Genomic DNA, 17,432 nt, shown 5'->3' on the forward strand with positions numbered 1-17,432 from the left:
TCATCCTTCTACTGTTTTCTTCCTTTAATGTCCTACATGTATTGTACTCCTACACATTCGCGGACAGCTCCACTCACCGCTCCCTGGATTTCTTCCGATATTCCCTCGACGGAGCCGTTTCCCCTGCGTGTTTTTGGTACTGAGCCAGCTCCTTGATAAGTCCCTCCGCCCGCTCTCGAACAGCTTCGGAAACATCTGCTTTTACCGTCATAGCAGCAATGGCCAGTTTCATCTGACTGCCTTTGGCCGCTCCTCCCTTTTGAAGGGACCGCACGATCCCCGCAACAGCTTCGGCCCGAGAGGATTCGTCATCCAGAGACGGATAGCATTCGTGCAGGAGATCGTAATATCCGGCGGCGATCCGCCCCGGCGTGGCGGAGGGAAACCAGGGGTTATCCCACTCCGCGAAAGGAACCACGGACAGCAGTTGACGGCCCCCGTCCTCCCGCTGCCACACCCGCACCCGGTCAAAGCCGATTTCCCGCGAAACACAGGAGAGAATATCCATCACGGCAGGATCGTCCCGGATGCGTTCTATCCGGGTGAAATCGGTGGTAAGGTGGTTTTCCCCCTGACGCACATGGAGAATGTCAACGGCGCTCATGCCGTCCGCGCTCTCGATGCCCAGGGTCAGGCGGGCGGGAGGCTGCCCGTCCGGGCCGGGTTCAACAGCCTCGCTGTTGTAAGGTTCGCCCCGCAGCCCGTCAAACCGGGCCTTGGCCGCTTCAAAAGAGGGGAAATATTCCAGCAGACAGCGGTCCACGCCATTGTTCGCCCAGGTTTTGAGATCGGGGATGATGTAAAATTTCCACCCGGCAGCGACACCCTGGGCCGGTTCCTGAACAGGCTCCGTCTGCTCCGGCACAGGCTGCTCCCCGGAGAGAGGCCGGAGACAGTCCAGGTGCCTGGCGGCGTAGATGGCGTTGTCGGTGAGCTGCCTCTGCCACGCTCCCATGCTGGGTGCCCATTTGAAACCGCTGTGCCGCATGGCGGAGCAGGTATCCCGATCAGGCTTCTCATCGAAGAACACTTGCAGGCGATTGGCCTGCCGGTCCATCCTCACCTCACCGCCGTCAAAGGCCCAGCCCTCGTAGTCCGTTTCCGCCCTCTTGGTCAGCTCTGCGATCCGCTCTTTCGTCTGGCGGATCACGGCGTTGTTATTGGTGAGCCGGAAACTTGGATAGGGCTTCGGCTCCGGGCGTCGGTCACGGGCCATGGACGCCTTCAGCTTCTCGATCCGCACCGGGTCCAAGCCGGGACAGCCCTCCAGGGTCTTATGCTTGCGATAATAGGCGTTGACCGCCTTCATGGACTCCTGGTCCCGCTCCAGGCCCTCCAGTTTGAGCTTCAGCTTCTGGACGGCCTCCGGGTCGTCGGCGCTGATGCCTCCTTTGCCCGTGCCGCGGATTTTATCCAGAAGGCCCTGGATCTCCCGCCACTCCTCCATGGCCGCCTCGTCGGCCCGGTTCTGCTTCTCCTTCTTCCGAACCGGGAAATTGCTCCCTCCGGCCACCAGAATGGACGGCACACGGGCGGCGATGGCGTTGCGCTTGTTGATGTTATCCGCCAGTCTGCGGGCGTAGGTATCCAGCAGGCGGTCGATCCGCTCATGGTGGATGGGATCCACCTTTCGTTTCTGCTCCTCTGCGATCCGGGCGGCCTCGTCCACGGACCTTCGGTACTCCGCCGTGGCGCTGCCCGCCTTGTAATCGAAATAGCTGTTCATCTCCTGGGCACGGCGGGCCAGCTCCTCGTTGATAGGGTAGTAGTTGATCATCTTCCGCCTCCTCGGATCTTGAATTTTCTGCGTCGTACAGTCACCTTCTGTGTGCGTCCCTGGTATTCATCAAACTGCTTCATCAAGCTGTCAACTCTATGATGTACCGCTCCGGGAAGTCCCGCGTCGGCGGCATAAGTAACGGCCAGCATCCGCGCCTGTCCGGCGCCGCGTTCGCCGCTTTGAATCAAACGGGTCAACTGACCAACGTGCTTTCTCCTTTCGGAAGGGCCGTCCTCCGTCACCGCGCCGCATTGGACCGCCAGCTCGTAAACTCCGGCGGCGATACTGCCCGGTGTGGCGGCGGGGAACCAGGGATTGTCCCATTCCTCAAAGGGAACAGCGGAGTGCCCTCTGCGCCGCACCAGATCGAAGCCGATTTCTCTGGATACCCGGCACAGGATTTCCGACACAGCCAGGTCCTCCAGCAGACGGTCCATCTGAGTAAAATCGGTGACGAGGCAGTTTTTCCCCCGACACACATGGAGAATGTCGGCGGTGCTGAGGCCGTCCTCGCTTTCAATGCCCAGGACCAGACAAGTGGAAGGACCTCCATCGGACGCCGGTTCCGTGATCTTGCCGCCGTAGCCCTGAGAGCGCAACTCCAGGAAACGGGCCTTTGCGTTTCGAAACGACGCGGTGTATTCTTTGGCGCCCAGATCGGGGATGATGTAAAAATACCAGCCGTTCCTGGGCGAGGAAACGGGGTGCATGACGCCGCCTTCTGTTTGCGCGGCCAGTTCCGAGAGGCGGAGCCTTACGTTTCGGATTTTGCAGTGGTGATTGACAAGAACGCTGCTCCCATAGGGGGCTGTTTGACCGCTTTGAGCCATAGAGGCCGTGAGTGTCTCGATCTCCTCGGGCGTGAGTACGGAACAGCCCTCCAAAGTCTTATGTTCCCGGTAGTAAGCGTTGACTTCCAGCATCAGTTTCTGCCGAGCCTCCAGCCGCTTGGCTCTGGAGGTCAGCTTCTGAACGAGGTCCGGGTCCCCGGCGCTGATACGGGGCGCTCTGGCGCAGTCGCCGGAGTCCTTTTCAACTTCAACGGCAGAGCCTCGGATTTTGTCCAGGATGCTCTCAATTCTCTGCCGCTCCGCCTGGTTGGCGGCGGCGTCCCGCCTCTGCCGTTCTACTTTCTGAGCGGGAAAGTGAAGGCCCTTATGGCCAAAGAGGACGGACGGCAGCCGGGCGGCGATAGCGTTCCCGCGGTTGATATTCGCCGCCAGTCTGCGGGCGTAAGCGTCCAGCAGGCAGTCGATCTCCAGGTGATGGTCGGGAGGCGCCTTCCGTTTCTGCTCCTCCGCGATCCGGGCGGCCTTGTCCACGGATCTTCGGTATTCCGCCGTGGCGCTGCCCTCATCGTAGCGGTCAAAGCTGCTCATCCGCCTGGCTTTTCGAGCCAGCTTTTCGTCAATTGGGTAATACTGAATAGAATACCACCTCCTTGTTCGGGCATTCAAAAACCGGAGAATGTGAAACACGTTCCCCGGCTATCGTTGCAGTCCCATCTTTTTCCTGGGGGCCTTTTGCCGTGAGGGGTAGGGTATAAATTCCTCCTCTCCCTCAATGATGCTGAATTCCGACCGCAGGAGATAATGTGTTTCGAGCTTTTGATGTTCATGGATCATATCAATAGCGGTTTCTCTTGTGGCTGTGCTTCCGCACTGCTTCCCATCTTTGAAGACATAGAATCGTTTCACTGGCTACTCCTTTCTTGGCACAGGCGCTCATCTTCCATGGTGGTGCTTCTTCACTGAAACAGTCCGTTTTTCTGGAGAGGGCGGCAGCAGTTCGGCGGGCGGCGTATCGGAGCACAGCAGCCCCAGGAGACTGTACTGCGCTCCGATATCCGTCGCTGTGATCTCCTTCACGCACAGCCGCAGCCAGGGGAGCTGCTCTCCCATCCGCTGGGACAGAAGCACGACGTCCATGGTGGTCATCGGCTCTGCGGAGACGTACACGGAGTTCTGCCGCCATGTAAAGCCCTGCTTTTCCATGAACCTCCGAATGTCCTGATAGGCTTTCCGGTAGTGGTGTTCGCTTTGCGCCCGCTCGCCTCGGGGATAGTGGGCCTCCAGTGCCTCCTGGCTGAGATCGAAGGTGATCTGCTTTCGGTTTTGGCTCATATCTCGCTGCGCGCCTTCCCGGCCTGGGCAAGCACATCCTCCTCGCCGTTCTCGTCCTGCCAGACACAGGAGGCGGCGCACTCACGGAACCAGTCCGCCCGCAGCAGGGACAGGATCACGTCCCACATGGTGGCAAAGTCGTCGCCGTGGCCCTTGTCCTGGAAAATCAGGACCTCGCCGTCTGAGACGCAGGGCAGATCATGGACGGCAAACAGGCTCTTGACCGTCTGCCGCGCATTCTCCAGGGTAAGGCCCCGCTGCTCCAAAGCGGCCTTGTCAAAGGAAATTTTCACGTTCATTTTGATGCCTCCTTCTATTTGGTAGCCCACATCATACCGTATCTCGCCGGCCATATCCAGAAGAATCGGCAGACAGTCACACCCTACGCCACTCCCGCCAGCTCCCGCTCGATCCGTTCCCTGGCGAGGCGGGCGTAGTCGTCCGTGACCTCAATGCCGGTGGCGGTGTAGCCCTCCAGAACAGCGGCCAGGATGGTGGTGCCGGACCCGGCGAAGGGGTCCAGGATGTGCCCGCCCGGCTCCGTGATCTTCACGATGTCCCGCATGAGCTGGAGGGGCTTCTCCGTCAGGTGGATGCGGTTCTGCGGATTGCCGTACTTGAACACGCCGGGGAGGCAGGGGACGGGGCGGCTGATGGGCATGTCGCCGTTGGAGCCCCACACTATGTACTCCGCCTGCTGGCGGAAGCGGCCCTTCTGGGGGCGGGAGTTGCCCTTATCCCAAACAGCGGTGCCCCGCCAGATCCAGCCCGCCCACTGGAGGGCGTCGGAGGCGGCGGGGAGCTGCCGCCAGTCGATGAACATGCACACCGGCGCGCCGGGCTTGCACAGCCTCCGGGCGTCGGATAACCACTCTGCCGCCCAGCGGGTCCAGGAGCGCTGGTCCTTGGCATCTCCCTCAAAGGGGGGAGGGGCGGCGGCGCCCATGCTGGAATACTTTTGGGCGGTAGACTTGTTCTTTTCCGCCTGGGTCCGGCCCCCGGAGGCGTAGGGCGGGTCGGTGATGACAGCGTCGAAGGTACCGGGGGAGAAGCCCTCCAGCAGCTTCAGGGCGTCGCCCTGGAGAATGGTCCACTTGGGGTTATCGTTCATATGCGCTCCTCGCTTTCTTCTTTTGAGATTTTTGGGGTTCGATAGAAGGCTCGGGCAGGTCCATGTCCACATACTCGCCAATGATGCCGAGGGCCTTGCCGTAGCTGCCGGAGGCTTCACAGCGCCGGAACATCTCGTCGATCTGGTCCCGCATCCCGGCCTCCTTCAGCAGCATGGAGGCCCGGCCCAGGATGGCGAAGATGTTGCCGTCCTGATCCAGCAGCTCCATCTTCGGCTTCCGCGGGACCTGCGGCTGCTCGATGAAGCCGCCCAGCCGGTTGGGGACATAGTCGGACAGCCATGTGCCGCCGAACCGGCCATGGGTCTGGAGCCGCCACATGGCCAGCTTGCCCATATCCAGTTCTACACCCTCAAAGGAGAACAGCAGATTGGTCAGGCCGTCGTGCTGGAAGACGGAGACGCTCTCAAAGCGGCTGCCGTCCAGCAGGATTCCGTCCTCCGTGAGCATGCTGTTGATGCCGTCCAGCCACTCCTGGAGGTCCCCGCCGCAGCCCTGGAGGACGAGGCCCTCCTTGCCGTCCATATGCCGTAAGTTATCTATGGTAATCTGCTTTACCGTATTATCGCTCATGCTGATGCCTCCCGTTTTTCTTTTCTTGCAGATTTTTCTTATTAATAGCCGGATGGTGATCCACCCAAGTATCCCGCAGGGATTTACCCGTGTCCTTTTGGCAGATTTCTTCCATTGATTTAACGATCATCTCCTGTTCGGAGGGCAGAAGTTCAACTGTCTCCCATTGCTCCCCGCCGTCACAATCCTTGATACACAGTTCGCCCCGCAGCGTCCGAGAGACAGGATCATATTTTGCGTACAGATCACAGGAATCGTCTACATTGGGGTACACTTGAAAGCGCTTTCCCACATCAAACCATATTTCGATGTACGCAACGATCTCTTTCCTGGAAAAGTCCATAACCGGGTCAACGGCGATCTCATCTTTTGTAAACGGCCTTTTCTCCGGCTGTTCCGTATCGCTCCCAATGTCCTCCCGGACCCTCCACAGCATATGGCCCATTTCACCCCGGTGATCGCAGCCGGTGATTTCGGACTCCCAATAGCCCCGCACAGTCTCCAGCGGATCATCAAACCGGAGCAGGAAGGCCGCATCATCTTCATCGCAGGCATCCAGAAGTTCTTCATGGAGCTGCTGGGCGGCGGTGATTTCCGGGGCCATGGCAATTAACTCAGAAACCGTTTTCTTCTGGAGAGATTCCATAAAAGCCGTGTAATTTGCATCCAGCCGTTTTTGCAGAACGTCCTTCCACTCATGACTCATCGATCCCGCCCTCCTTTCTGAGCGGGCCGCTTGCGGGGCCGGATGCGCTGGGGCGGTTCCCGCTCAAAGACGACGGGAATGCCCAGCTCCTGGGCACGGCGGATCTCCGCCCGCATCCCCTCGGTAATCGTGGAGCCATAGACATGGACCTGCTGGCAGGACTCCACCAGCCGCAGACCCATCTCCCGCGCCGCCTGGTCCTGGGCGGGATGCTCCGGGTCAGCGATAGGCGGAAACATGAGGTGGGGGCAGATCGGGATGCCGCCTGCCCGGAACACCTCCTGGGCCTTCTGACGGGCAAACTCGATGTTGTTCTCCACATCCCCCCGCAACGGGGCGCAGATATATACCATCTGCGGGCCGTCCTGAACACGCTCTTGCTGCCGGTCCCGAAACAGATCCAGATACTGCGCCACGGCCTGCCGCATTGTCTCATAGTCGGCGTCGGTGGGACGGTACACATACCAATCGGTTTCGTGGTTGTATGTCCAAATATGAGGCGACACCCCGAATTTATACTGCGGATGTTCAGGAGGGAACTTCCGGCCCAGCAGGTCCCAAAAGAAGACTTCAAAGTGATCTAACGGTCCCTTCGTGCGGTCGATCACTGTGACGTCCATGCCGTTGTCCGTGAGGTCCACCCGCGCCCGCAGATTCTTTCCCAGCGTTCCGAAACAGCTCTGTCCAACATAATAGGGGCTGCTAATGATCTTCCCGTCATCAAACAGCTTCCGCAGTTCTCCCTCGAAGAAATTCATCGGTCCATCCCCTTTCGTCTAGGCGGCTTCTCCTGTTTTTCAGGCAGCTGACGGTTCGGCCTCAGCACATCTCTGAACGGATCACGGATGATGGAGCGGCCATGCCCGTCAACGACCAGGGCATCCGGCATATCGTTGAAAATCTGTTCTTCCCGGAGAATTACGGCGGTTCCAGTGATGCGCACATCCCCCATCACCGTGCCGAACACGACGCAGTGTCCGTCAAGTTTGGGGTATTTGCCGCTATCCGGGGAGCTGAGAATTCTGGCGGAGCCGGCGGCCCTGGCATGATCGCCGAAAACCGCGCCCCGAATGAAGGCGGAGTCCTCCGCCCTGGCGTGGCCGGACAGGGAGGCCCTTTGCGACACATACGCCTGCTCACAGGCGATTGCCTCGCCGCGCAGACAGGAGTTTCCGTCCACGGAGGCATTTCCGGCGGCGATGGCGTCATCGAAAATCCAGGAGGCGTCGTCCGCCTCTTGGGAGAGATTAAATTCCCCTTCCACAAAGCCGCCCAGGTCCCCGGCCCGCACCTCATTCCCGACGTCCCGCAGGGCGCGGATACGGTGGAGAAAGGGGTACTTTTCGTGGGCGATATCGGTGATTTCAAATTTTTTGCTGCTCGTTTTCATCATCTCCTCTTTGCGTGAAGCAGGGGGACTGCCCATCAGGACAGTCCCCCTGTTGTAAGTAAGATCGTGTTTTCATGCCTTTGCCGGACCACACGCCTCAATCCAGTCATCCAGGTTCAGGCTGTCCGCCATCAGAATCGCCAGATCGTGGATTGCCGCGCGATCCTGGGCATCCGCCAGCTTGATTGCCGTCTCGAACAGTCCCCAAAGCAGCTCGACGATCATGGGGCCGTCGTAGCTCTCCAGACACTCGTCTCGGGGCAGAACCTCCTCTCCATTGCCGCTGAGGATGTTCTGCTTCTGGCGCTGGATCAGATCGACACTGTTTTGCAGGGCCTCCTGAGACAGCCCCCACGCTTTTGCGATGAGTCCAACTCCAGTTTCCAGTATGGCGATGGACGGGTGGTCGGGCTGTCCGCCCAGCTCCAGGGCGTCGATTGTTTCCGTGGTGATCTGTCGGAGCAGCTTCTCCGGTGCGGGGTGATTTTCAATTTTTGTCATGTCATCGAACCTCCTTGATACTTTTTTGCCAGGGTTCCTGCCCACAACAATACCCGATTATTTGGGAGAAAGCCATCACGATATCCAACGAAAAAACAGGCGGAATCCCGGCGAAACCAACAGGGGAGAGGCTATCTGTCTCTTGACTTGCCCTGCTTTTTAGGACCCGCCTTCCGGCGGGGCGGGGCCTTGTCCCGGTGGAATGCCTCTGCAAACCGCCGTTCCGCCAGTTCCCTCCAGAGAGGGTTATAATCGATCTGAACACGATTTTCTTCCGCCGCAAAAGTAATATGGGCGGCAACGGCGGGGCAGGTTTTGAAAATGGCGGTCATGGCCTGGATCATCTCCACGTCGTTGCTCATGAACAAACGGTGGGAGGAATTGTCGGTCTTGGCAGGGCAGGAATTCTTGTCGTTCCATAGCAGCGCGACGGCGTTGGTTACGGGGATTGCGTGTTCTTTGGCGAAGGTTCTTGCCCGCAGCAGGATTTTCTCCGGCTGGAAGCTGCCGAAATCCACCGTGTAGAAGGCTTTCACGTTCCCATTCTCCTGGACCGAAAGCAGGGCCAGGGGGCTGTTCTCGTCCGCCGACTGCGGCGTGTGAAAGCACATCAGACGGCCCTGGTCCGCCAGCGCGGCCACCTGCGGCGCTGTCCCGCCGTGCTGCATATAAACGGCGGCGGCGACCAATTCGGAGGGCAGGATTTCGGCGCATGAAATGACGCCATAAACAGCCTGTACGGTTTCCGGGCTGAAATTGTGCTTGAGAAAGCCGAAGGACGTCATCATCATTTGTAAAAAGTTATCTGAAAACTCGTCGCACATATCCAGGCCATAACCGTACCAAGCCTCTGTGGTTTTAGCGTCCGGGCGGGGGACAGCCTGCCGGATCAGATGTTCAAATTCTTCCTTTTTTATGAGAAATCTATCGCTCCTTTCCCCTCTGCTTCTTCCTGGGAGCCTTTGCCTGGTTGGAGGCGGGGGCCGGTTTCGAGCCGCCCTTGTCCACAGCCGGAGCCTCGTCCGGGCTTCGGTACTCATAGCTGCTCCCATCCGCGGTCAGGCACAGATCATAATCGGAGAGGTCAACATTCATGATCTCCGCCGCCATCTCATAGGCTTCCCGGCTGCCGTCCTCCGGCACGTTGAGATCGATGACCTCACCGCCTTTCAGGGTAAGCTCACCGACATTGTGGCCGATGTCCTCATCCGCCCAGCGATAGGTGATGGCCTGCTCCGGGTACTTTCTGGACAAGAGTGTTATAATTTGGGGAACAGAATCCCATGCGGTGAAGAACTCCATGGTATCAGAGCCCTTCTTCAGAGGCGGGAATCCATAGGCGTTCCACTTTGTCCCCCAATTGCGCTTGCACCATTCGTACCATGTGGGGCTGCCGAACCGCTGGATGTTGCTGTATGCCTGTTCGCCCAGGGCCCAAGCCTCCGGGTCGGCCACCCGCTTTTCACGATACAGCTCCTGGCACTGGCGAAGACTCAGCGCGTATTCAGCGGGGGTCAGACCCGGTTTCTTCTGTGCCAGAGCCTCCAGCGCGTGGTGGTATTCCTGTACCAGCTTCAGGCCCCGATCCGTTCTGGTGCCGTCCTCCATATTCAGCTCCTTGGGCATGGGCAGCAGCTTGTTAAAATCAATGCTGCCGAGGGGCTGGCCCTCCATCCGCACATCGTGGAGCATCTTCCGGAACGCGGCCAGCGACGCGCTGTCCGATCCGAATGTGATTTGATTTGTGATATTGTTAGGCATGGTTTCCTCCTTTCCATGCGGGAGGGGAGCCATCCGCAAAGACGGCTCCCCGCATCCATACTATTTTGTATTCATATTTGCGCGCAGGCGCAGGTTTTCCTGTTCCAGACGGGCCAATTCCGCCAGGATCACCTTTGCGGCCACATCCTGATCCTCATAGGCGCCCATAGCGCCGTGATCTGGATCGTTTGCCACCAGAGCCAGTATCCGTTTTGCTTCTTCCAGATTCATACTTCTATTTCCCCCTTGATGTTGTTTTGGGACTTCTGGCCCCAAACAATACCATGTTTGCGGGGGAAATGTCTATCACGATACTCGACAAAAGAATGGGGGAAATTCCGGCGAAACCAACAGGGACGGAGCTATCGGTCCCGGCCTTTTGCCATACACCGCTTCCTGGTCGGCCTTGCCTGTGCTGCTCGTGTCGCAGGAGGATCTGTTCGAGACGCACTCAGGGCTTTTTCTATGTCCTTGGCGGTATTTCCGCATGCATCAAAAACCTGATTCAGCAGATCTTGGGGAATATCCGCGCGGAACCAATGCTTGTCCCCGTCCTGATCCATGTAAAAAATATTACGGCAGTCCTCGGGCGAATTCCCCGTATCCGTCACCAGATAGCATTTCTTCGCCGCGAAGCTGTAGTTGACGCACAGCCCAAAACAATTCGGACCGAAATTCCAGGATTCGATTTCTCTTGCCGCGGCCTGGACCTCCTCTGGGGGATTGGATACGTCGGCCCAAAAAATTATGACGTCATCGGGAAAGATATCGTAGTGTTCAATTCCCTTGAATTCCATAGTCTATGCCGCCTCCTACGCGGCGCTCTGGAGCGCGTCCTGGTCCTCCTGCCGGAAGAGGGCGTCGATGTCCGAGAACTTCTGCTTGCGATTGAACTTTTCTGTTGCCTTGCCGGGTATGGCCTGGAGCTCCAGCATCCTGGCCCACAGGTCCGGGTGGAAATCATAGAGGTGCCGCAGCTCCGCCCGCCTGGCGTTGGGGCAGAACCAGCAGCCACCCCGGTCGGTGAAGTCATAGACAGGCGAAAGCAGCCCCGCGTCCTCGCAGAGCTGCCGTGCATCCTGTTCTGTGAAATTGTACTTTTCCAGCAGAGAAACCTGTCTGCCGCCCTTCAGCCGGAGAAGCCGGTCCTGTTCATCCAGAGCGATGCCCACATACTGTACCGTCTCAGAGGGCAGGGTTTTCTGGTACCGCTCAATAGGGCGGACCTTGCAGTCCCGCTGGACCGCGCACTTCCCGCACAGGGGGAAAGAGCGGACCATGCCCTTTTTCGGGCCTCGGGTGATCCTGCCGGTGAACAGCTCCACATAGGTCTTTTTCGAGCGGAGGACGATCACCCTGACGCCCATCCGCTCCAGAGCGGGGATGGCGGTTTCGTAGATGAAATCCCGGTGCTCCGGCACCTCGCCGGAGATACCCTCGTCGAACATGACTTCGCAGTAGACCGCCTCGTCCAGCGGCTCCCCGTGGGCCTTGGCCAGCAGGACGGTCGCTAAGGAATCCTTGCCGAAGGAGCAGGAGGCGATGAACTTGGGCCCTTCCATATCAGCGCTCCTGAGCGGGCGGTTTCCGCTTCCAAACGGGCGGGTTCAGAAACCGCTTTGCCTCTTGAAAACCTACCGTATCCACATAGTACGCCTTTTCCGTCCCACCCCGATTCAACACGATTACATCGCTCATGGACAGGGAGTGCATCCGCTGCCCGAAGGGACGGCTGTCCTGATTGTGCTTGAGGTATAAATCATCCAGGGTGACCTTGGGGGCCAGGACGCCCCGGTAAGCCCTCCGGTAGTGGGAGAAACGCAGTTTCGCCTTTGCCTGATCGTAGGGCATGAAGGCGTAAGGCACAGCTCCGATGTCCCCGAGTTGGTAGATGGTGTAGGTGTCGAGGATATCGCCTTCCCTGGGATGCTCCGGCGCGTAGACCGCTCCGCGCTGCTCGGCGGACTCAGCAAACTCGCAGATATGGAAGGTCCTGCCTCCAATGATAGCATGGTAGTCATCCAGATACCGACAGGGGAGAAGCTCCCGGTCGCCGCCGAAGGGCGTGAAAACGATACTCCCTCCGTCCGGCACAAAGAACAGAGTGTTGTAGCTGCTGTCAATAAAGCGGATTCGTGCGCCGCCCTCATCATTGGGGAAGGCTACAACGCCAGCGATGTTGACGGGGGTATCACCCCTCATGGCTGGGCCTCCGGCCTTCCGCCGCGCAGATCTCCGCCAGGGCGGCGGCCCGGTCTACCTGCTCCCAGGGTGCGTCCTGGTGGGTGAAGTGCCCATAGTTGCAGAACTGAGCGAAGATGGGCCGATCCAGGCCCAGGGCGCGGATAATGCCGCCGGGAGTCAGATCGAATGCCTTGCGGACCGCCCGCTCCAGCAGGTCCTCCGAGTACAGCCCCGTCTGGTGGAGGCCGACGTCCACAGCCACCGGCTCCGCCCTGCCGATGGCGTAGGCGAGGCTGACAGTACAGCGTTCCGCCAGACCGGCGGCCACGATGTTCTTGGCGATGTACCGGGCCATGTAGGTCCCGCTGCGGTCTACCTTGCTGGCGTCCTTCCCGGAGAGCGCCCCGCCTCCGTGGGGAACGAGGCCGCCGTAGGTGTCCACCATCAGCTTCCGGCCCGTCAGCCCGGTGTCCGCCTCGAAGCCGCCCAGGACAAAGCGCCCGGAAGGATTGATGAGGACCTCCGTTTTGGGGTCGGGGTAGAGGTCCCGGAGGGCGGGGACGATGACGTGGCGGGTGATCTCACTCCGCAGCCGCTCCAGGTCCTTCTCCGCGTCATGCTGGCAGGAGACCACCACGGCGGCGATCCGGGCGGGCCTGCCCTTGTGGTACTCCACGGACACCTGGGCCTTGCCGTCCGGGCCGAGGCCCTGGATGGTCCCGGTCTTGCGGGCGTTGGTGAGGAGGCTCGTCAGCCGGTGGGCCAGCACGACGGGCAGGGGCAGGAGCTGGGGCGTTTCGGAACAGGCGAAACCGTACATAATGCCTTGATCGCCAGCCCCCATTTCGCCGGAACCGCTCACAGCCCCGGCAATGTCGCCGCTCTGGTCGTGGGTGATGGCCTCCACCTCATAGTCGCAGGAATAGCCGGTTTCCCGAACCGTCCGGCAGACGATAGCGGGGATATCCGGCAGTCTTTTGGCGGTGATCTCTCCGGCGACGATGAGCTTCCCTGCCGTGGCCATGGCCTCACAGGCCACATAGGCGGCGGGATCGTGCTTCAGGCAGGCGTCCAGGACACGGTCGGCGATGGTATCGCAGAGCTTGTCCGGGTGGCCCTCGGTAACCGACTCGGCGGTCAGAATGTACTTATCTCTCATGGGATTCTCCTCTTTTCTTTTTGTTGTGTTCAGGTCGTTTTTCCTCAAAATCGGGAGTTCTCAACGGAATTGCATACATGCGGCGGTTATCAAACATCGCCTTATAGCTGTGGAGCAGATGATCCGGCAGAGAGGCAAAATTTTCGCCTTTGATTCCGGCAATCAGAAACGTCCCGCAAAGGATGTCATATGCGTTGCCCTTGCTGTCGCACAGCAGACGATTGGGAGACAAGTTCCTGTTTTTACCTTCGGCGTTGCAGATGATGACGGCAGAATCCGTAAAAGGAGAAACCATTTCAATTCCTCCGCCAACAATGCCCTGCAAGGACTTGAGATCGTGAGAAATCTCCCGCACCTCGCAGGGCTTCATCGGCTCTACCACCAGCACCTTGATCGTCTTATCGCTCATGTTTTCCTCTCTGGGCGGCAGGTCTGCCGCCCGCTCCAATTTGTCCGTCTTGTAGCAGTAAATGTAAAAATTGTAATTCTTTCGCAGGGGCAGGAAGCGCAGATAATAGCGGTGCTTGGCAGTGTCCACCCGAAAACCGTAGTAATATGCCCCGGCCTTGGGACTCATCCGGGCCTGGGGATGGCTGCGGCAGAACCGCTCCATGCTGCCAAGGTCCTTGAGGGGACCGTCCTTCCGCAGGGCGTTGACCACAGTGTCCAGCTCGTCCTTGAACTCCTGGCCCTTCAGCTCCGCATGGTGGTCCCACCATGTGGTCCAGAACTCTGTGCCGCTGCCGAAATCGCCCCGCAGATGGCCGACGCAAGCCTGATCTTCTGTATTGTCGGAGAAGAACAGGAATTCCTCATCCCTGCCGGTTTCCTGGAGCGGATAGGCTTCATCGCTCATGGCCCTGCGCCCCTTTCTTTTTCGGAGATTTCTCCTCCCTGGCCTGACAGTCAAGCTCGATCTCCATCTGCCGGACTATTTTCACCGTCTCCCGAAAGGCCAGATAACGGTGTATTTGCTCCGGGGCGTCTGTAATGACACGAACCGTCTCCCACTGCGGGGAGCCGTGATGGCTGACATCCTCCTGCAAGACCAAAGCCGGGCGCTCGCCGTCCTCCAGCATAACGCGGGAGTCCATCCGATCCTCAGCGCGGCTATAGAGGCCGTAGGCGATGCCAATGACTTTCAGCGCCTCCAGAGCGTCCACGGTGGTGTACACGCTGCCGGTGGAAATATGGACCTCGCCGGACAGCGAAACCTTCTTACCGCTCATGTCGCTTTCCTCCTTTTGCGCGTTTACCTTTATCAGCGAAGCCGGCGTTGATCCGCTCCGTTTCCGCATGGACCTCCCGCACAGCGTGATCCCACGCCTTTTTCAGTTCCGCTACGGGCAGGCCGTTCTGGCGGTAGCCCTCCAGGATGCCATTGTAGTAACTTTCGAATGGCAGCTTCGGTTCCCGGAACCGCTCATCCATGATGTACACCATAGCCGACAGAGACCGGCCCTCGCTGTCCCGGACCGTCACCATCCGTTTATCGTAAAAGCGGGGGTAGCCCTCATAACAGTCTAATGCCCGCTCACACTCCGGGGTGATGCTCCACAGCAGGCCGGTTACCTTTTCGCCCTCCTTGGGCGCAATAGTGGCAAAACCGCTCCTGCGGAACAGCAGTTCCCAGCCATCCAACGTCACAGGCCCCATTACCGTGGCGTCCGGGCAGCGGCAGGCCATCTGCTTCAGGTTGATGTTAGAACCGTAAGCGAAATAAAGGATTCCGTCAGCCATCGTCCAGCACCTCCATCGCTCCGGTTTTCGCCAGCAGGGCGAACATAGCGCGGGCCTGCCGCTCCAGGCCGGAGTCCAACGGGGTCCCCGCAAAGCCGTTTTGCGGCTTTGTGGGGAGAGGAGATGCAGCGGAATGAGCGAGCCCTGCCTCTTGCGGCGGGGCGAGGGATATGGAGCTTGCGTCGACGACGCAGTCCAGGTCCGTGGCCCGCATGAAATTGCTTCGGAGTTGCCAGAGGTAGCTCTCGGCGTCGGGGAACTCGGTGGGGTCGAAGGAAGCCAGCCGGAGTTGGTCTAAAATCTCCACAGCAGACCCCTCATAGGGCCTTTCATCAATTTTGATTTTCATGGTTACCTCTCGTTCTCACGATGTTTTTTCTTCCTGCGGTTGACCTCGTAGCTGTCCTTGTCCCGTCTCCACGCCCTATCGCCGCTCAGGTGGGACAACAGGCAGTCCCGTGTGGCTTTGAACTCGCTGCCGTTGAGGCCCAGGCGCACCAGCCAGACCCGGAAGGTGAACAACTCGTTGTCGCTGTGGGTCTTCTGCATGATGGTGCTCCTCTGGGCGATGGCCTGGGCGGAAATTGCGAGGCAAAGGTTCACATAGGCCGCCGCCTGAACCGGGTCCAGGGTAGAATTAAAGCACCGCCATTCGACGGTGCCGCGGTAAAAAACAGAGTGGAGGTTCAGAGCGTAGTAGCGCGTCCAGTTGTAATGGTCTGTCTTATCCACCTCTCCCTCGTACCAGACCTTCTCCAGAAGCGTGAGATCCTGGGTTTCGTCCGCTGAGAGCAGGCGGGCCTTTTTCAGCATGGGTTCCCGGACCTTCTTGCACCAGCGCGCCGCCCTGGCCTCGTTGACCTGCAAGGCTTTAAAGAGGATATCTTCCTTGGAGTACATGATGCCGATGAGGTTTTTGAGGCTCTGGCGGTTGTGGTTGGAGGCGTCCACATGGACGTGGAGGCCGCAGGAGCCGTTCACCTTTGCGCCGATGGCCTTTACCCGCCGCATGCACTCCTGGAGGCGGGGCAGCTCGTCATAGGTCAGCTTGGGTGTGACCATCTCCACCTTATATGGATAACCCTCCGCGGAATCCTTATCAAGCCGCAAATATCCATCTTCACCTTGACACTCCGGGTGGATGCTGGCGTCGCTCATGAGCTTCCACTTTTTCCCCGCCGGGTCCTGCACGGTCCAGGAATCATAGGTGTGGCCATAGTAGCGGGGCGTGGTTCGGAAATAATCCGCCAGCGCCTGGGCGGCCTCCTCACGGGTGACGCCCGTCATCTCGATCTCCACCCCGAAGCACTGTTCCTTCATCCCGATCATGCGGCTTTCTCCCCACGAAGCTCCTCGTCCACAGCCCGGATTCTCCGCCCGATGGCCTCGATTACATTGACCGTGACGCTATTCCCAGCTTGTTTATACGCCTGAGCGTCCGAGGTGATGGCGAGAAGGCGGTCGATCTGACCCTCGTCGAAGCCTTGAAGGCGGAGGCACTCCCTGGGCATGAGGCGACGAATGCGTCCGCCCCGCTCCACGAGCCCTTGAACTCTGCTGGCTGCCACAGTATGCGCAACATTATGCCCAACACGGCCACGCTGGCGGTTTGTTCCAGTATAACCCAGCTTTACTGTATCGCCAGGATACGCCTCTTTGTAGCCGCGCTTAGTGGCCTCTTTGATCAGCAGCACACCGGATCGCTCCCGTGGGTGGGTAGACAGGCTGGTCTGTCCATACCGGGCCGTGAGGCACCGGACGATCTCTGTCTGCTCCGGTTTTCCTTTGCACAGGTCCACAAGGTACAATCCGGTCTTGCCTCCTTTGCCTCCGGCCCCGGCGGTCTGGGTACAGGCTACTCCGGCTGGGTCATAGATACGGGAACCCTGGGGGCCTCCGACGAGCTGTATAAGAGCTTTTGCGTCTGTTCCGAAGACAGGAAGTATTTTTCCGGCGCATCGGGGATCAAGATAGCAGATAAGGAACACCCTTCTCCTTGATTGCGGGACTCCGTGAGCGGCGCTGTTAAGCACAGACCACTCGACATGATACCCCAGGTCGCCCAGCGTGGAGAGGATGGCCGCAAACGTCCTCCCTTGATCGTGTGACAGGAGGCCGGGTACGTTTTCGAGAAGCAGATACGAAGGCCGTCTTGCTTCAGCCAGCCGGGCAATCTCAAAAAAGAGAGCGCCTCGGGGGTCAGCGAAGCCAAGTCGATGCCCTGCCATTGAGTAGCTTTGGCAAGGAAAACCTCCGCAAAGGAGGTCGAAGTCCGGCATTCCGCCGGGGTCGATTTCTCTGGCGTCGGGATAGTAGCATTCCTCCTCTCTGATGTCGTGGATGGCGCGGTAGCTGGCGTCGGCGTACTTGTCGATCTCACAGTGG

Annotated in this window: 23 protein-coding genes; all 23 read right to left on the bottom strand. The window is 59.1% G+C overall.

What is annotated here, in order from left to right:
- Nucleotides 1–73 precede the first annotated feature (73 nt).
- Nucleotides 74–1,777: a hypothetical protein gene (locus tag Q0063_RS14795; protein ID WP_367180373.1), complete on the bottom strand. Its 1,704-nt coding sequence runs from the start codon at nt 1,775–1,777 to the stop codon at nt 74–76.
- Nucleotides 1,774–3,159, bottom strand: coding sequence for a hypothetical protein (locus Q0063_RS11930; RefSeq protein ID WP_297872201.1), 1,386 nt, complete (start codon nt 3,157–3,159; stop codon nt 1,774–1,776). Before Q0063_RS11930 ends, Q0063_RS14795 begins: the two co-directional genes overlap by 4 nt.
- A gap of 345 nt (nt 3,160–3,504) precedes the next feature.
- Nucleotides 3,505–3,903, bottom strand: coding sequence for a VapD family protein (gene vapD, locus Q0063_RS11935; protein ID WP_297872202.1), 399 nt, complete (start codon nt 3,901–3,903; stop codon nt 3,505–3,507).
- Nucleotides 3,900–4,202 (bottom strand): hypothetical protein, encoded by a 303-nt coding sequence (locus Q0063_RS11940; protein ID WP_297872203.1) that lies wholly within the window; start codon nt 4,200–4,202, stop codon nt 3,900–3,902. The genes vapD and Q0063_RS11940 overlap by 4 nt, the downstream gene beginning before the upstream one ends.
- Before the next feature lie 83 nt (nt 4,203–4,285).
- Nucleotides 4,286–5,014: a site-specific DNA-methyltransferase gene (locus Q0063_RS11945; RefSeq protein ID WP_297872204.1), complete on the bottom strand. Its 729-nt coding sequence runs from the start codon at nt 5,012–5,014 to the stop codon at nt 4,286–4,288.
- Complete coding sequence (locus tag Q0063_RS11950) at nt 5,004–5,606, bottom strand: hypothetical protein (RefSeq protein ID WP_297872205.1); 603 nt, start codon at nt 5,604–5,606, stop codon at nt 5,004–5,006. Before Q0063_RS11950 ends, Q0063_RS11945 begins: the two co-directional genes overlap by 11 nt.
- Nucleotides 5,596–6,312, bottom strand: a complete 717-nt coding sequence (locus Q0063_RS11955) for a hypothetical protein (protein WP_297872206.1) — start codon at nt 6,310–6,312, stop codon at nt 5,596–5,598. The genes Q0063_RS11950 and Q0063_RS11955 overlap by 11 nt, the downstream gene beginning before the upstream one ends.
- A complete protein-coding gene (locus tag Q0063_RS11960; RefSeq protein WP_297872207.1) occupies nt 6,309–7,070 on the bottom strand; it encodes a DUF4406 domain-containing protein in 762 nt (253 codons plus the stop codon). The genes Q0063_RS11955 and Q0063_RS11960 overlap by 4 nt, the downstream gene beginning before the upstream one ends.
- The gene (locus Q0063_RS11965; protein ID WP_297872208.1) at nt 7,067–7,705 is read right to left on the bottom strand and encodes a hypothetical protein; all 639 of its coding nucleotides are present in this window, start codon (nt 7,703–7,705) and stop codon (nt 7,067–7,069) included. Before Q0063_RS11965 ends, Q0063_RS11960 begins: the two co-directional genes overlap by 4 nt.
- Nucleotides 7,706–7,774: 69 nt before the next feature.
- Entirely contained in the window at nt 7,775–8,203 is a 429-nt protein-coding gene (locus Q0063_RS11970; protein WP_297872209.1) for a hypothetical protein, read from the bottom strand.
- 131 nt (nt 8,204–8,334) lie between these two features.
- On the bottom strand, nt 8,335–8,994 hold the full coding sequence (locus tag Q0063_RS11975) for a hypothetical protein (RefSeq protein ID WP_297872210.1): 660 nt from the start codon (nt 8,992–8,994) through the stop codon (nt 8,335–8,337).
- 133 nt (nt 8,995–9,127) lie between these two features.
- The gene (locus Q0063_RS11980; protein WP_297872211.1) at nt 9,128–9,964 is read right to left on the bottom strand and encodes a hypothetical protein; all 837 of its coding nucleotides are present in this window, start codon (nt 9,962–9,964) and stop codon (nt 9,128–9,130) included.
- Nucleotides 9,965–10,024: 60 nt separating this feature from the next.
- Complete coding sequence (locus Q0063_RS11985; RefSeq protein ID WP_297872212.1) at nt 10,025–10,195, bottom strand: hypothetical protein; 171 nt, start codon at nt 10,193–10,195, stop codon at nt 10,025–10,027.
- A 131-nt stretch (nt 10,196–10,326) separates the two neighbouring features.
- Nucleotides 10,327–10,761, bottom strand: coding sequence for a hypothetical protein (locus Q0063_RS11990; protein WP_297872213.1), 435 nt, complete (start codon nt 10,759–10,761; stop codon nt 10,327–10,329).
- Nucleotides 10,762–10,776: 15 nt separating this feature from the next.
- A complete protein-coding gene (locus Q0063_RS11995) occupies nt 10,777–11,526 on the bottom strand; it encodes a phosphoadenosine phosphosulfate reductase (protein ID WP_297872214.1) in 750 nt (249 codons plus the stop codon).
- A 1-nt stretch (nt 11,527) separates the two neighbouring features.
- Nucleotides 11,528–12,166: a YodL domain-containing protein gene (locus tag Q0063_RS12000; protein ID WP_297872215.1), complete on the bottom strand. Its 639-nt coding sequence runs from the start codon at nt 12,164–12,166 to the stop codon at nt 11,528–11,530.
- The gene (gene metK / locus Q0063_RS12005) at nt 12,156–13,307 is read right to left on the bottom strand and encodes a methionine adenosyltransferase (protein WP_297872216.1); all 1,152 of its coding nucleotides are present in this window, start codon (nt 13,305–13,307) and stop codon (nt 12,156–12,158) included. Before metK ends, Q0063_RS12000 begins: the two co-directional genes overlap by 11 nt.
- On the bottom strand, nt 13,297–14,163 hold the full coding sequence (locus Q0063_RS12010; protein WP_297872217.1) for a DUF3846 domain-containing protein: 867 nt from the start codon (nt 14,161–14,163) through the stop codon (nt 13,297–13,299). Before Q0063_RS12010 ends, metK begins: the two co-directional genes overlap by 11 nt.
- Entirely contained in the window at nt 14,153–14,536 is a 384-nt protein-coding gene (locus Q0063_RS12015) for a hypothetical protein (RefSeq protein ID WP_297872218.1), read from the bottom strand. The genes Q0063_RS12010 and Q0063_RS12015 overlap by 11 nt, the downstream gene beginning before the upstream one ends.
- Nucleotides 14,526–15,047: a gamma-glutamylcyclotransferase family protein gene (locus Q0063_RS12020; protein WP_297872219.1), complete on the bottom strand. Its 522-nt coding sequence runs from the start codon at nt 15,045–15,047 to the stop codon at nt 14,526–14,528. Before Q0063_RS12020 ends, Q0063_RS12015 begins: the two co-directional genes overlap by 11 nt.
- A complete protein-coding gene (locus tag Q0063_RS12025; protein WP_297872220.1) occupies nt 15,040–15,396 on the bottom strand; it encodes a hypothetical protein in 357 nt (118 codons plus the stop codon). The genes Q0063_RS12020 and Q0063_RS12025 overlap by 8 nt, the downstream gene beginning before the upstream one ends.
- Before the next feature lie 2 nt (nt 15,397–15,398).
- Nucleotides 15,399–16,376 carry an amidoligase family protein gene (locus Q0063_RS12030; RefSeq protein ID WP_297872221.1) on the bottom strand — a complete coding sequence of 326 codons (978 nt, stop codon included), beginning with the start codon at nt 16,374–16,376 and terminating at the stop codon, nt 15,399–15,401.
- Nucleotides 16,373–17,432: DNA (cytosine-5-)-methyltransferase (gene dcm, locus Q0063_RS12035; RefSeq protein WP_297872222.1), on the bottom strand; the 1,060-nt coding region annotated here is incomplete at its 5' end. The genes dcm and Q0063_RS12030, both read right to left, overlap by 4 nt.

The sequence above is a fragment of the uncultured Oscillibacter sp. genome, assembly GCF_947654275.1.
GTDB lineage: Bacteria > Bacillota > Clostridia > Oscillospirales > Oscillospiraceae > Oscillibacter.